Source organism: Cryptosporangium phraense (assembly GCF_006912135.1).
Lineage (GTDB): Bacteria > Actinomycetota > Actinomycetes > Mycobacteriales > Cryptosporangiaceae > Cryptosporangium > Cryptosporangium phraense.
On record NZ_VIRS01000038.1, the window covers coordinates 1 to 14,086 of the forward strand.

The following is a 14,086-nucleotide window of genomic DNA, read 5'->3' on the forward strand; positions in this document are numbered from 1 at the left end:
GCGCCGGCCTCGGCGCCGCCGACCTCCGCGTCGGCGCCGGCCAGCACCGCATCGCGCTGGCCGGCCTCGGCCTGCGGATCGCGGTCGCGAGCGGACGACCGGCCCGCATCCTCACCTGGGCCGAACACAACCGCGCCTCCCACCTCCTGCTCCCCCCGCTCCGCCCCCCGGACGACGACGACTACGCCACCGACCTCGCGGCCTGGCGCGCCGCGGCGTCCGAAGTGAGCGCGGTTCGAACGGCGGGCGGCGACCCGGCCGCAGCGCTGAGACAGCAGGTGGCGGCCGAGCGCCGGATCCGGGACCGCACCCGGCGGCAGCCCGGCACCGTCGGCGGCGCGGCGCAGCCGGTCGCCCTCGACGCGCTCGGCGCGGCGCTCGGCGACGCGGCGCTGGTGGAGTACGTGGCCGTCGACGGCGAGTTGCACGCGCTCTGGGTGACCGCCGGCGCGGCCGGGTTCGTCCGGCTCGGGCCGGGCGCGCCGGTGCGCGACCTGGTCGACCGGCTGCCGTTCGCGCTGCACCGGATGACCGGCGGCCGCACCGCGTCCGCGGCCCGCCGGTTGCTCGACGACGCCGCCCGCCGTCTCGACGCCGCGCTCCTGGCGCCGCTGGCCGCCCGGATCGGCGACCGTCCGCTGGTCGTGGTGCCGATCGGCCGCCTCCAGTCGCTCCCCTGGGCGCTCCTCCCGTCGTGCGCCGGTCGTCCGGTGACCGTCGCCCCGTCCGCCACCACCTGGGTCAACGCGAGAGCCGATCGGCGCGGTGGCCACCGCGCCGTCGTCGCGGCCGGTCCCGGCCTGCCGGGCGCCCGGACCGAGGCGGACGCGGTAGCCGCGATCCACCGCACGACGGCCCTGTCCGGGCCGGCCGCGACCGCCGAAGCCGTCCTCGACGCGCTGGCCGGAGCCGACGTCGCCCACCTGGCCGCGCACGGACGCGTGCACCAGGAGCACCCGCTGTTCTCGTCGCTGCTGCTCACCGACGGCCCGCTGACCGGGTACGACCTCGAGCGGCTCCGGCCGGTGCCCCGGCTGGTCGTGCTGGCCGCCTGCGACACCGGGCGGCACGTCGTCCGGGCCGGGGACGAGCTGCTCGGGCTCACCGCGACCCTGCTCGGACGGGGGGCGCAGCAGGTCGTCGCGTCGGTCGTGCCGGTCGCCGACGCGCGCACCGGCCCGCTGATGGCCGCGCTGCACACCCGGCTGGTGGCCGGCGACACCGCGGCCGCGGCTCTGGCGTCGGCCCAGCAGGACGCCCGGGACGACGAAGCCCTGGCCGCGGCCGCGGGCTTCGTCTGTCTCGGCGGGGAGTTCTCCTTACAGACCGAAGCGCTGCGCGAGCAGCTCCCGGTGGGAGATCGGGTCACCGAACAGCAGCTCGGCTGACTTCGCGCGCTTGAAGTACAGGTGGGCCGGGTGCTCCCAGGTGAACCCGATCCCGCCGTGGACCTGAATGTTCTCGGCCGCGACCGAGAAGTACGCCTCGCTCACGTACGACTTGGCCAGCGACGCGATCACCGCGAGCTGACCGTCGCCGGTCGCCGCCACCGTGGCCGCGTGATAGGCCGCCGAACGCGATCCCTCGACCGCGACGAGCATGTCCGCGCACCGGTGCTTGATCGCCTGGAACGACCCGATCGGCCGCCCGAACTGCAGGCGCTCCTTGGCGTAGGTCGTGGCCTGCTCGAGCACCGCCCTGGCCCCGCCGACGCTCTCGTTCACCAGCGCGACGCAGGCCAACTGCAGCACTCTCTGCAGCACCTCGTCGGCCGAGCCCTCCGCGCCGATCAGGCGGGCCGGGGTGTCGTCGAACGTCAGGTCGGCCTGCTTGCGGGTGAGGTCCATCGTCGGGAGCCGGGTCGGGGTCAGCCCGTCCGCGCCCTTCTCGACCGCGAACAGCGACGGGCCGGCGTCGGCGCAGGCCACGACCAGGATCAGGTCGGCCAGCGCCCCGTCGAGGACGAAGTGCCTGCTGCCGTCGAGCGTGTAGCCGGCCGGAGTGCTGGTGGCGGTGACCGCGCCGTCGGGCTGGCCGGAGTCGTTCGAGTAGGCCAGCGTCGCGATCGTCTCGCCGCTCGCGATGCCCGGCAGCAGATCCTTCTTGGCCTCTTCGTCGTCGGACTCGAGCAGTGCGCTCGCCGCGAGCACGGCCGAGGCGAAGAACGGCGCGCAGAGCAGGCGCGCGCCCATCTCCTCGAGCACCAGGCACAGCTCGGCGAAGCTGAACCCGGACCCGCCGTACTCCTCCGGGATGTACAGGCCCTGCAGGCCGAGCTGGGTGCCCATCAGGTTCCACACGGCCGGGTCGTAGCCGTCGTCGGTCTCCATCAGGCGGCGCACGGCCGCCTCGTCGGAGTGACGGTCGAGGAAGCTCCGGACCGTGGCCCGCAGTTCCTCCTGTTCCGGGGAGAAGCTCATCGCGGCACGTCCTTCCAGGCGACGCCCTTGTCGACCCGGACGTCGCCGGGCAGGCCGAGCACTCGTTCACCGAGGATGTTGCGCAGGATCTCCGACGTCCCGCCCTCGATCGTGTTCGCGCGGGACCGGAGGAACGTCGTCTGCGTGGACGGGATCCCCATGCTGCCGTAGGGCAGCGTCGGACGGCGCATCTCGTGGGCGGGCAGCAGCGCACCGGCCGGGCCGAGCAGGTCGTTCTGGAACTCGGCCGCGCGCTGGTTGAACTCGGCGCTGGTGAGCTTCAGGACCGACCCCTCCGGCCCGGGCTTGCCGCGGTTGCCGCCGGCCGCGGCCCGGACCGCGGTGAGGTAGTTGACGTTCGCCTCGATCCAGAGCTGGATCGCCTGGTCGCGCCGGACCGGGTTGCCCTCGCCGCGGGCGGCGGCGACGCGGTAGCTCTCGAGAAGGCCGGCGCCGGGTTCCTCCCGGGTGGCGATCGCTCCGCCGAGCGAGACCCGCTCGTTCATCAGCGTCGTGGTGCCGACCCGCCAGCCCGCGCCGACGTCGCCGAGACGGTCGCCGTCGGGGATCCGGACCCCGTCGAAGAACACCTCGTTGAACTCGGCGTCCCCGGTCAGCTGGCGCAGCGGCCGGACGTCGACGCCCGGCGCGTGCATGTCGACGACGAACGCGGTGATGCCGTTGTGCTTGGGGACGGTCGGGTCGGTGCGGGCCAGGATCAGGCCGCGGTGCGAGAGGTGCGCGAAACTCGTCCATACCTTCTGGCCGTCGAGGATCCAGTCGTCGCCGTCGCGGCGGGCCCGGGCGGCCAGCCCGGCGACGTCGGAGCCGGCCGACGGCTCGCTGAACAGCTGGCACCAGATCTCTTCGCCAGTGTAGAGCGGGCGCAGGTAGCGGGCGCGCTGCTCGGGGGTGCCGTGGGTGAGCAGGGTCGGGCCGCACATCCCGATGCCGATCGGGTTGTACGCGCCCGGGACGGGTGCCCCGGCCTCGGTGAGCCGCTGCTCGACCAGCCCCTGTAACGCCGGTTCGGCGTTCGACCCGCCGTCGGACGGATCGACCCAGACCCAGGCCAGGCCGGCGTCGAAGCGGGCGGCGAAGAACTCGTGCGGATCGGTGGTGGCGGGGGGATGGTCGCGTAGTAAGGCGTCGATGGCGGCGGTGAGTTCCTCGGGGGACATCAACGTCTCCTCTCCCGGCTTGGCGGGTATGTACCCGTCCGCCCGAAGTTAACAGACGTTCCGCGTCTACCTATGCGAAAGGCCCCCGCGCATGCGCGCGGGGGCCTGTCCGACCGGGATGCCTAGTGGATCATCACGGGCGGGGCGCCTTCGGCTTCGGCGGCGTCGTCGTCGAGGTGCGACTCCTCGCGCTTGCGCGGGAGGAAGAGCGCGGCCACGACCGTCACCGCGATCAGCGCGAGCGCGACCCAGTAGACGTGCGCGAACGCCTCGGCCGCCTGGGCCAGACCCTTGGCGACGACCGACGGGCCACCGATCTGGTCGACGATCCGCGGGTCACGCTGCGAGGCGATCGCCGGCAGCGCCAGAGCGCGGTCCTTCAGACCGTTGGTCAGCAGCACCGACATCAGGGCGACGCCGACGGAGCTGGCGATCTGCTGGGTGATGTTCAGCAGCGTGGAGCCGCGCGCCACCTCGTGGTGGGTGAGCGTCTTCAGCGCGGACGTCATGATCGGCATCATCGTGAGGCCCATACCGAGACCCATGACGAACAGCCAGGCGATGAGCACGCCGTAGGACGTCGTCGACGTGATCTGGGTCAGGCCACCCATCGCGATCAGGATGAACAGCAGACCGAACGGAACGATCCGGCCGACCGGCATCTTGTCGGACAGCGTGCCGGCGATCGGCATCGTCACCATCGCGCCGAGACCCTGCGGAGCCACGAGCAGACCGGCCATCAGCACCGACTCGCCGCGGATCTGCTGGAAGTACGTCGGCACCAGCAGCAGGCCGCCGAAGAACGCGACCGCGAACAGGAACATCGTCAGGATGCTGACCGCGAGGTTCCGGTTCTTGAACAGCCGCAGGTCGAGCAGCGGGTGCTTCGGCTTGAACGAGTACGCGATGAACGACAGGATCAGCACGATGCCGACCAGGGCCGGGATCCACACCTTGGCCGCGGTGACCGTGCCCTTCTCCGGGATCGACGAGACGCCGTAGAGGAACAGGGCCAGACCCGGCGACATCATCAGCATGCCGAGGAAGTCGAACGACTCGGACGGCTGCGCGTTGTCCTTCGGCAGCACGACCTGCGAGTAGATCAGCGCGCCGATACCGATCGGGACGTTGATCAGGAAGATCCAGTGCCAGCTGGCGGCGTCGATCAGCCAGCCGCCGAGGATCGGGCCACCGATCGGGCCCAGCAGCATCGGCACACCGAGGATCGCCATCAGACGGCCCATGCGCTTCGGGCCGGCGGCCCGGGTCATGATCGTCATGCCCAGCGGCATCAGCATGCCGCCGCCCAGGCCCTGGAGCACCCGGAAGCCGATCAGCGCGTTGATGTCCCACGCGGCGGCGCAGAGCGCGGAGCCGATCGTGAACAGCGCGATCGCGGTCATGTACAGCCGCTTGGTGCCGAAGCGGTCGGCCGCCCACCCGGTGAGCGGGATGACGGTGGCGAGCGCCAGCGTGTAGCCGGTGACCGTCCAGGCCACCGTCGCGTAGCTGAGCGGCGCGTCCGCGCTACCGAACTCGGTCTGGAACGTCGGCAGTGCGACGTTCACGACCGTGATGTCGAGAATCGACATGATCGCGCCGAGGACGACGACCCCAGCGACCTTGAGTATGTCCGGTGTGATCTTGTCGTCGTTGGCCGAAGCCGTGGTGACGTCTGCCATGAGTAGTTCTTTCCCTCGAGCGGTCCGCAGGGCAGCTACAGAATTTTACGGTCGTTCAATTATTACTGCATCGATGCACTGAACGGAAATAGAATTAAGCCGCCGATGCGTACGGCAGGCGACCCAACCGTGAACCAACCGGGCCGGTCGGACGGCTATTCCGCAGCGTGAGCGTTCCTTGCATCACACAAGCAAAGACGCTACCCCACGGGTGTTTCGAGCGGGTTCCCGCCCCTGTGCACCTCGGGCGTCACTACGTCACGTGATGTCGCCAGCACCGACCCGACGAGGATCAGCCCGAACGCGACCACGATCAGCGCGTCCAGCGGCTCCCCCAGCACGAGGACGCCCGCCAGAACCGCGACCGCCGGGTTGACGTAGGTGAAGACCGTCGCCCGGGCCGGACCGACCTCCCGAATGAGTGCGAAGAAGACCAGGAACGCCAGCGCCGTGCAGATCAGGCCCAGTCCGGCGATCGCCCAGAGGACGTCCGCGTCCGGACGCTGCTGGGGCCACGTGACGATCGCGGCCGGGGTGTAGATGAGTGCGACGGTGCTCAGCGATATCGCTGTCATCGGCAGGCCGGGCACGTCGTTGAGGTATCGGGCCATGATCAGCGGCGCGATCGCGTAGCCGAGCGCGGTGAGCAACACCTCGACGATCGGCCAGGCGTCTCCCCCGCCGAGCTTCGGCGAGACCAGCACGGCGACGCCGGCCAGGCCGGTGACCAGGCCGATCCGCCGCTTCCAGGTGAGCCGCTCGGTGCCTCCGGTGAGCCGCACGACGATCGCCCCGATGACCGGCACCGTCGCGATGATCAGGCCGGCCAGCGAGCTCGGCAGCGTCCGCTCGGCGTCCGTGAGGAAGAACCAGGGACCGACCATCTCGCAGATCGTGAACGCGAGCAGCGGACGCCAGTGCACGGCGACGGCCCGCAGCGCGCCGTTGCGGAACGCGAACGGGAGCAGGAGCAGACCGCCGATGGCGGTCCGGGCGAAGACCAGGAACGGAACCGAGACGCCTTCGACCGCGACTTTGATCATCAGGTACGGAATGCCCCAGACGACGGCCATGATGACGAACAGAACCCAGCCACGTCGTGTCACCGGACGACGGTAGGTGCCGTTGGTCGCGCCGGCCAACCGTGTTCTCTGCCGAGTTCCGTCACTATCCGGACAGCGACCGCCCTCGCGGGAGCGCCTAGGGTTGCGGCGTGGCTGGCGGCTCTCGACTCGGCGTGGACTTCGGAACATCGAACACGGTGGCGGTACTCGCCCGGCCCGATGGACGGATCAACCCGGTTCTGGTCGACGGTCAGCCCCAGCTCCCGTCCGCGGTCTGCGCGTCCGACGCCGACCTGCTGGTCGGACGGGCCGCTCTGCACACCGCCCGGCTGCGCCCGGAGGCGTTCGAGCCGAACCCGAAGCGCCGGATCGACGACGGCGAGGTGCTGCTCGGGACGACCGGGTTCCCGGTCGTCGACGTGTTCGCGGCCGTGCTGGGCCGGGTCGCCGACGAGACCCGGCGAGTGACGGGTCTCTCCGCTCCGGACGAGGTCCGGATCACCCACCCGGCGGTGTGGGGCAGCGCCCGGCGGGACCTGCTGCGGCGGTCGGCGGTGGCGGCCGGATGGCCGTCCGGGTCGATCGGGCTGGTGCCCGAGCCGGTCGCCGCGGCGGCGGCGTTCGCCGAGGTCCACGGCGCGCGGCTGCCGGTCGGTGGCAACGCGCTGGTCTACGACCTGGGTGGCGGGACGTTCGACGCGACCGTGCTGCGCCGGTCCGCGTCGGGTTACGACGTGCGGGCGACGGACGGATTGCCGGACGCCGGTGGGCTGGACATCGACCACGCGATCCTGACGTACCTGGGCGCGGTCGTGGCCAGGCGGAACCCGGACGCGTGGCGGGCGCTGACGTCGCCCCGGACCGCGGCCGAGCGGCGGGCGCGCTGGCTACTGCACGACGACGTGCGGTCGGCGAAGGAGCTGCTGTCGTCGGCGTCGTCGACGTTGATCCCGGTTCCGCTGATCGACGACGAGGTGCCGCTGACCCGGAACGAGCTGGACCAGCTGACCCGGCCGCTGCTCGAGCGGACGATGGTGTCGGTGCAGGGGGTGCTGCGCGAGGCGGGGTTGACGCCGGGCGATCTGTCGGCGGTGTTCCTGGTCGGGGGGTCGACGAGGATTCCGCTGGTGGCGACGATGTTGCACCGGGCGTTGGGGGTGCCGGCGACCGTTCTGGAGCAGCCGGAACTGATCGTCGCCGAGGGAGCGCTCCAGGTCGGAACCCTCACCCCACCCGCGACCGGACCCCACGCTCCCGCGACCGCGCCACACGCTCCCGAGACCGGGCCCTACGCTCCGGCGACCGCGCCACACGGGCGTGGAGCCCCGCATGCGGGCGGGGCCGCGCCCCATGCGGCCGGGGCCGCGCCCCATGCGGCAGGGGCCGCGCCGCACCCGGCCGGGGCGGCGCCCGCCGGGCCGCCGTGGCCCGCCCATCACCAGCCTCCTGCACAGCAGCCGGGGCTTTCGCAGGCGGGGCAGCATCAGTACGGGCCGCCGAGCGGGTTCCATCCTCAGCCGAGCGGGTTCCATCCTCAGCCGAGCGGGTTCCATCCTCAGCCGCCCCGCCCCCAGCCGAGCGTCTTCCGCCGCCTGCGGCCCCAGCCGCATCCGGTGTTCCCGCCACCGGAGACCCAGGCCGCACCCGGCATCGCCCGCCACGAGCGCGACATCCGCGGCGCCGAGGCCGCCCCCGCCCCCGCCCCGACGCCGCCCACCGCCGCCGCCGGGCCGATCGACGCCCCACCCAGCGCCGCCCCACCCAGCGCCACACCCGTCAGCGCCGCACCCGTCAGCGCCACACCCGTCAGCGCCGCACCCGTCAGCGCGGCCCCGGTCAGCGCCGCCCCGGCAAGCGCCACCCCAACCGGCGCCGCCGGGTCCGGCGGCGCGTCGCGCACCATGCAATCCCCCGTCGAATTCCGCGGCCACGACGACGCGGTCTCCTCCGTCGCGATCAGTCCCGACGGCACCCGCCTGGCCACCGCGAGCGCCGACCGCACCGTCCGGATCTGGGAAACCCTCACCGGCCGCCAGATCGTCCGCCTCACCGGCCACACCGGCCGAATCAACGGCATCGTCTCGAGCCCCGACGGCACCCGCCTGATCAGCGTCGCCGACGACCACACCGCCCGAATCTGGGACCCGGCCACCGGCCGCGAGCTCAAGACCCTGGACGCCCACTCCGACATGGTCCGCGCCGTCGCCGCGCACCCGGACGGCCGCCGCATCGCCACCGGCAGCTTCGACCGCAGCGTCCGTATCTGGGACTACCGCACCGGAGAGCTGACCAGCACCCTCACCGGACACACGGACGTCGTCCGAGCCGTAGCGTTCCATCCGGACGGACGCCGGATCGCAACCGGGAGCTTCGACGAGACGGTCCGGATCTGGGACCTCGAGACCGGAAGGCAGCTCGCCGTCCTCACCGGGCACGGTCTCGTGCACGCGGTCACGTTCAGCCCCTTCGGACGCCTGCTAGCCACCGCCGGCGTCGACGGCACCGCCCGGCTCTGGCACGCCGACACCGGACGCCCGGCCGCCGACCGCCTGGCCGGGCACGACGGCGCGGTCACCGCGGTCGCGTTCAGCCCGGACGGCCGGCTGCTCGCCACGGCCGGTATCGACGGGACCGCCCGGCTCTGGAGCCCGGCGACCGGACGGGCCACCGCCCCACCGCTCACCGGCCACACCGCCGGCCTCACGACCGTGCTCATCGCCCCGGACGGCCGAGCCCTGGTCACCGCCAGCCACGACGGCACGGCCAAACTCTGGCCCCTCTGACCCGAGGCCCGGCCGCCCGAGGCCCGGCCGCCCGAGGCCCCGCGGCCCCGCGGCCCCGCGGCCCCGCGGTCAGAGCGTCGCTCCCACCCGGAGCCACCGCCCCGACCACGTCCGCCACACCATCCCGACGAACCGCACCGCGATGAACACCGCGAGCCCGGTCCACACCCCGGCCAGCCCCCACCCGTACACCGCCGCGGCCAGCGTCACCGGCACGAACCCCAGCAGCGCCGACCCGACCGTCACGTTCCGGATGTACGCGTTGTCCCCGGCCCCCAGCAGCACCCCGTCCAGCGCGAACACCACGCCCCCGACCGGCACCATCCCGACCAGGAACGGCCACAGCACCCCGAGCTGCTCCCGCACCGCAGCATCCGAAGTAAAGACCCCGGGCACGACGAACCACCCCAGCGCGAACACCACCGCGAACGCCAGCCCGGCCACGACCCCGAACCGGCTCACCCGCCAGGCCGTGCTCTTCGCCGCCCCGACGTCGCCGCCGCCCAGGGCCGCCCCGACCAGCGACTGCGCCGCGATCGCGAACGAGTCGAGCAGCAACGCGGCCAGGTTCCAGAGCTGCAGCCCGACCTGGTGTGCGGCGAGCTGGGCCGCACCGGCCCGCCCGGCCACCGCGGCCGCGGTGAGGAACGCGGCCTGGAACGCCGCCGACCGGACGATCAGGTCCCGGCTGACCACCAGCTGACGTCTCATCACCGACCAGCGCGGCCCGAGCGGCACCCGCTCGCGCACCAGCGCCCACAGGCACACGCCGCCGCCGAGCCACTGCGCCAGCACGTTGGCCCAGGCCGACCCGGCCAGCCCGAGTCCGAGCGGATACACGAACACCGGCGACGCGGCCGCCGACACGATGTTCGCGACCACCACGATCACGACCGGCGTCCGGGTGTTCTGCACCCCGCGCAGCCAGCCGTTGCCCGCGAACACCAGCAGGATCCCCGGCAGCCCCAGCACCGCGATGCGCAGCCACCCCTCGGCGGCCCCGGCCACGTCCGTATCGCCGGCGATGGCCCGGGTCACCCACGGCGCCAGCACCTGCCCGGCCACGATCCCGGCCCCGCCGATCAGCAACGCCAGCCACGACGCCTGCACGCCCTCGCCGACGGCGGCGTCCCGCTGCCCGGCGCCGAACCAGCGGGCCGCGCGCCCGGTGGTGCCGTAGGCCAGCGACGTGCCGACGATCGCCAGTAGACCCATCAGCGTCCCGCCGGCCCCCAGCCCGGCCAGCGCCACCCGACCCAGGTGACCAACCACCGCGGTGTCCACCAGCAGGAACAACGGTTCCGCGGCCAGCACGACGAACGCCGAAGCCGCCAGCCGGACGACCCGCCCCGCGCCGGGCTCCCCGCCGGTCATTCCGGCTTGCGCGCCTGCAAGGTGTAGGTGAGCGGCGCCCGCCACGGCCGGTCCGCCATCCGGCGCTCGTCCCCCTCGAGACGCTCCATCTTCCCCGGGAACGGCTCCCACGGCACCGAGTCGTGCTCGACCAGCTGCGTCAGCACCAGCCCCTGGTCCAGCAGAGCGGTGACCACCTCGCCCAACCCGTGGTTCCAGTTGTGCACCGTGTTGTGGGTGAACGTCGCGTCGGTCTGGACGTAGGTGTCGTCGTCGTGCCACACCAGCGGCTCTTCCCGCTCGAAGTAGGGGTACTCGAGCACGAGGGATCCGTCCGGCCTGGCGTCGTCCAGAGCCCAGAGGACCGGGTGGCCCTCCCGCATGAACAACCGTCCCCCGGGCCGGAGGAGCTCGGCCACGATGGCGGCCCACCGGCGCACGTCGGGGAGCCAGCAGAGCGCGCCGACGCCGGTGAAGACGAAGTCGAACCGCCCGGCGCCGAGCGCGGGAACCGCCTCGTACACATCGGACTGGACGAACTCGACCTTCGCGCCCGTCTCGGCGGCCAGCTCACGGGCCTGCGACAGCGACTCGCCGGAGAAGTCCAGGCCGGTCATGCGCGCGCCCAGGCGGGCCAGCGACAGCGTGTCGGTCCCGATGTGGCACTGCAGGTGCAGGCCGTCGAGACCGGAGAGGTCACCCAACCGGGGCAGGTCGAACTGAACGACGTGGCTCAGGAACGTCGGATCGACCCGGAAACGGTCGACGGAGTAGTCGTCCGAGGCCGCGTGCGCCGCCGCCCGGTCGTCCCAGCTGGCCCGATTGAGTGCGCGATAGTCCTCGCCGTTTGCTGTCACGACACGAAAATGTCACACCGGTCACAGCGTTTATCGGCCGGTACCCGGTAGACCCGCTTCGGTCGGCGCCGGCGCGAGCGTGGTGACCGCGGTCAGCGTCGGCACGATCGGCTTCTTCGCGCTGCGCGACCAACTGGTCCACTGGGGCCATTCGGCCGTGGCCGGCCCGCATCGTCGCCGCGGTCGCCCCGGTCGACGCCGCCGCCGGTACCGAGCTGCTGGCCCGCTGGTTCGCGGCCCAGGGACTCTGGCCGTCCGAGGCCCCGGAGGTGTTCCGGCTGGCCTTGGCCGGCGAAGGGTTGGAGGCTCCCGAGCTGCCCGGCTGGACGCCACAGCACTAACTTTCGCACCTGTGTTCGAAGATTGCAGTAGGCTGGGCTCATGACCGCGATTGCGTATCAGCCGTCGATCCTGGAACTCGCGGACACCGACGCGCGGCTCGGCCCGCTCGCCGGTCGGGTCCGGCGGCACGAACTCTCGGCCGGCGCCTGGGTCGACCATCTGCCCGGCTGGGTCCGCGGCTCCGACGCGGTGTTCCAGACGCTGCTGTCCGACGTCGAGTGGCGCGCCGAGCGTCGCGAGATGTACGACCGCGAGGTCGACGTCCCGCGCCTGCTCCGCTGGTACGACGGTCACGAGACGCTCCCGCACCCGCTGCTCACCGACGCCCGCGAAGCGCTCACCAAGTACTACGCGCCCGAACTGGGCGAGCCGTTCGTGACGGCGGGCATGTGCCTGTATCGAGACGGCCGAGACAGCGTCGCCTGGCACGGCGACACGCTGGGCCGCTCGGCGAGGCAAGACACGATGGTCGCCATAGTCTCGTTCGGCGCCCCGCGCCCGTTGATGCTCCGCCCGCGGGGCGGCGGCTCGAGTCTGCGCTTCCCGGTGGGGCACGGGGATCTGATCGTGATGGGCGGCTCGTGCCAGCGGACGTGGGAACACGCGGTCCCGAAGACCACGAGGGCCGCGGGCCCGCGGGTGAGCGTGCAGTTCAGGCCGGTAGACGTAGCGTAACCGCGGCCGCGGGCCGGGACGGGCGGCCGGGGCCGGGCGGGCCGGGGCGGCCGGGGCCGGGGCGGTCGAAGCCGGGGCGGTCGAAGCCGGGGCGGTCGAAGCCGGGGCGGTCGAAGCCGGGGCGGTCGAGGCCGGGGCGGTCGAGGCCGGCGGGTGCGGTGGGGCGGCGGGGTCTGTTGTGGGTGGCTGGGGTCGCGGGCCGGGACCAGGTGGGTCGGGGCTTGGGCAGCGGGTCTGGTCGTGGGTGGCTTGGGTCGGCGGCCGGGTTTCGGCTGGGGATCGGCTAGACACATGTCCGGGCCTCGGTAGCTGAACTCGGCCAGACCCTTGGTGTCACGCCCGCTACCGCGGGCCCGGGGCTGTCGCCAGGGTGCTCGCCGCTGGGCTCACCGTCTCTGGCCGAAGGGCCGGCCGGACTACACGACCGCTAAAGCAGACCCCGCAGCACCGCAACCATCCCTGCACGGGCACCATCTCGCACGGGTGTCGCCCCAGCACTGAGCCACGATTCTGACTGCGCACCAGGGGCCCGCACCGGGCCAGCCAATAGTTGCGCGCACACCGGCCTTCCGGGGCCGATCATGACCCGCACCCAACCCGCCAGCGTCTGCGGCCCGGTCCGCGCTGAACCCGTACACCCGGCGCTAACCCCAACCGAGCCACCCCACCCGACCACGCGAGACTGACAGCACCGCCCAGCCAGATCCATATCGACGCCAACAGGCTCGGATGGATCCCTGCCAGCGGCTGAAACCCACCCCCGCACAAATCCGCAGCCATCGGCTACGTCAACATCGCCGCCGCCGTAGACGGCCACTCCCATCACGCCGAAGCTCTCCGAGCAGAGAAGCCACCACTCGCACCGGACCCCTCAACTCGCCGACCAAGCCTCCGCCGGAAACCCGCGGCTTCCCCCACCGTTGCCACGGAACGGACCCACCGGCGGCCCTACGTCAGCAACTGGCACCGCCCCCCGGCGCTTGCCACTCGGCCAAAGCGCCATCATCAGGTCGTGGCGCAACAGCCCGCTCACGGGTTGACGGTGAACGTCACGGCTCTGCTTTCCAAGGTGCCCAGGCGCGCAACCAGCTGATATTTACCCGGGGCCACCGGAGCCCCGGTCACACAATTCTTCGAGGACGTCGTCCCGCCCCACTTGATGTAGTAATTCAGCGTCTCGCCGGGCACGATCTTGCGCTCGACCGTCGCGCCGGCGGCGTCGGCCCTCGAGCTGCAATCGTCGGACGACCAGACCTGCTTGGCCCCGGACAGGATCTTCAACTCCTGCTCATTCGAGCCGACATCCCGGCGGCACGCGGCCGTCGACGAGTTCTTCACCACCAGCCGCATCTGCGCGAACTCCCCGATCCGCACCGCCCCGTCCGACGGCACCGCGGTGAGCGTCAGGGCCGAGTCGGGGCACGCAGCCGAATCAGTCGCCGAGCCACCGGCCGCGGTGTCGGGCGCCGTCGTCGCCGAGTCGGGCGACTCCTCGCTCGGCGCCGAGCCGGCCGCGGACTCCCCCGGATCGGGCGAGCTGCCACCGGCCGCGGGCGCGGCACTCGTCGGATCAACGCCGGCGAGCTTCGCCTCGCCGCCGTCCGAACCGCGCACGACCAGGCACGACGCAAACGCGAGCAGGATGACGAGCAGCGGAACGAAGATCAGGAGGCGCCGGCGCCAGTAGACGCCCGAGGGGTGGGGTCCGACCGTCCAGTTCATGGTGGTG

The 14,086-nt window shown here is 72.5% G+C and carries 11 protein-coding genes and 1 pseudogene; 4 read left to right on the forward strand and 8 right to left on the reverse strand.

Annotated elements, in window-relative coordinates; translation table 11 throughout:
* Positions 1 to 1,388 (forward strand): CHAT domain-containing protein (locus tag FL583_RS33895; RefSeq protein ID WP_142708979.1); only part of this gene is annotated, 1,388 nt, incomplete at its 5' end.
* Here the strand turns inward: FL583_RS33895 and FL583_RS33900 are convergent.
* The 4 genes from FL583_RS33900 to FL583_RS33915 form a co-directional block, all read right to left on the reverse strand.
* Positions 1,320 to 2,420, reverse strand: a complete 1,101-nt coding sequence (locus tag FL583_RS33900) for an acyl-CoA dehydrogenase family protein (RefSeq protein WP_142708980.1) — start codon at positions 2,418 to 2,420, stop codon at positions 1,320 to 1,322. The two genes, FL583_RS33895 and FL583_RS33900, sit on opposite strands and share 69 nt — an antisense overlap.
* Positions 2,417 to 3,601, reverse strand: coding sequence for an acyl-CoA dehydrogenase family protein (locus FL583_RS33905; RefSeq protein ID WP_142708981.1), 1,185 nt, complete (start codon positions 3,599 to 3,601; stop codon positions 2,417 to 2,419). The genes FL583_RS33900 and FL583_RS33905 overlap by 4 nt, the downstream gene beginning before the upstream one ends.
* Before the next feature lie 122 nt (positions 3,602 to 3,723).
* On the reverse strand, positions 3,724 to 5,283 hold the full coding sequence (locus FL583_RS33910; protein WP_142708982.1) for a DHA2 family efflux MFS transporter permease subunit: 1,560 nt from the start codon (positions 5,281 to 5,283) through the stop codon (positions 3,724 to 3,726).
* Between the two features lie 200 nt (positions 5,284 to 5,483).
* Positions 5,484 to 6,389 carry a DMT family transporter gene (locus tag FL583_RS33915; protein WP_142708983.1) on the reverse strand — a complete coding sequence of 302 codons (906 nt, stop codon included), beginning with the start codon at positions 6,387 to 6,389 and terminating at the stop codon, positions 5,484 to 5,486.
* Between the two features lie 377 nt (positions 6,390 to 6,766).
* Here FL583_RS33915 and FL583_RS43210 point away from each other — a divergent pair.
* A pseudogene (locus FL583_RS43210) lies at positions 6,767 to 7,567 on the forward strand (Hsp70 family protein); the annotation flags it as partial.
* Positions 7,568 to 7,902: 335 nt separating this feature from the next.
* Here the strand turns inward: FL583_RS43210 and FL583_RS43215 are convergent.
* On the reverse strand, positions 7,903 to 8,250 hold the full coding sequence (locus tag FL583_RS43215; protein ID WP_142709033.1) for a pentapeptide repeat-containing protein: 348 nt from the start codon (positions 8,248 to 8,250) through the stop codon (positions 7,903 to 7,905).
* On the opposite strand from FL583_RS43215, the gene FL583_RS43220 reads away from it, so the two are divergent.
* Positions 8,249 to 9,130 carry a WD40 repeat domain-containing protein gene (locus tag FL583_RS43220; protein ID WP_240746908.1) on the forward strand — a complete coding sequence of 294 codons (882 nt, stop codon included), beginning with the start codon at positions 8,249 to 8,251 and terminating at the stop codon, positions 9,128 to 9,130. The two genes, FL583_RS43215 and FL583_RS43220, sit on opposite strands and share 2 nt — an antisense overlap.
* Positions 9,131 to 9,199: 69 nt before the next feature.
* On the opposite strand, the gene FL583_RS33950 is transcribed toward FL583_RS43220, so the two are convergent.
* Together FL583_RS33950 and FL583_RS33955 are read right to left on the reverse strand one after the other, a co-directional pair.
* On the reverse strand, positions 9,200 to 10,504 hold the full coding sequence (locus FL583_RS33950; RefSeq protein WP_142708984.1) for an MATE family efflux transporter: 1,305 nt from the start codon (positions 10,502 to 10,504) through the stop codon (positions 9,200 to 9,202).
* Positions 10,501 to 11,340: a class I SAM-dependent methyltransferase gene (locus FL583_RS33955; protein WP_142708985.1), complete on the reverse strand. Its 840-nt coding sequence runs from the start codon at positions 11,338 to 11,340 to the stop codon at positions 10,501 to 10,503. The genes FL583_RS33950 and FL583_RS33955 overlap by 4 nt, the downstream gene beginning before the upstream one ends.
* Positions 11,341 to 11,721: 381 nt before the next feature.
* Between FL583_RS33955 and FL583_RS33960 the strand changes: the two genes are divergently transcribed.
* Positions 11,722 to 12,357 (forward strand): alpha-ketoglutarate-dependent dioxygenase AlkB, encoded by a 636-nt coding sequence (locus FL583_RS33960; protein WP_142708986.1) that lies wholly within the window; start codon positions 11,722 to 11,724, stop codon positions 12,355 to 12,357.
* Positions 12,358 to 13,386: 1,029 nt separating this feature from the next.
* On the opposite strand, the gene FL583_RS33970 is transcribed toward FL583_RS33960, so the two are convergent.
* Positions 13,387 to 14,079, reverse strand: a complete 693-nt coding sequence (locus FL583_RS33970) for a hypothetical protein (RefSeq protein ID WP_142708987.1) — start codon at positions 14,077 to 14,079, stop codon at positions 13,387 to 13,389.
* Between the last annotated feature and the right edge of the window lie 7 nt (positions 14,080 to 14,086).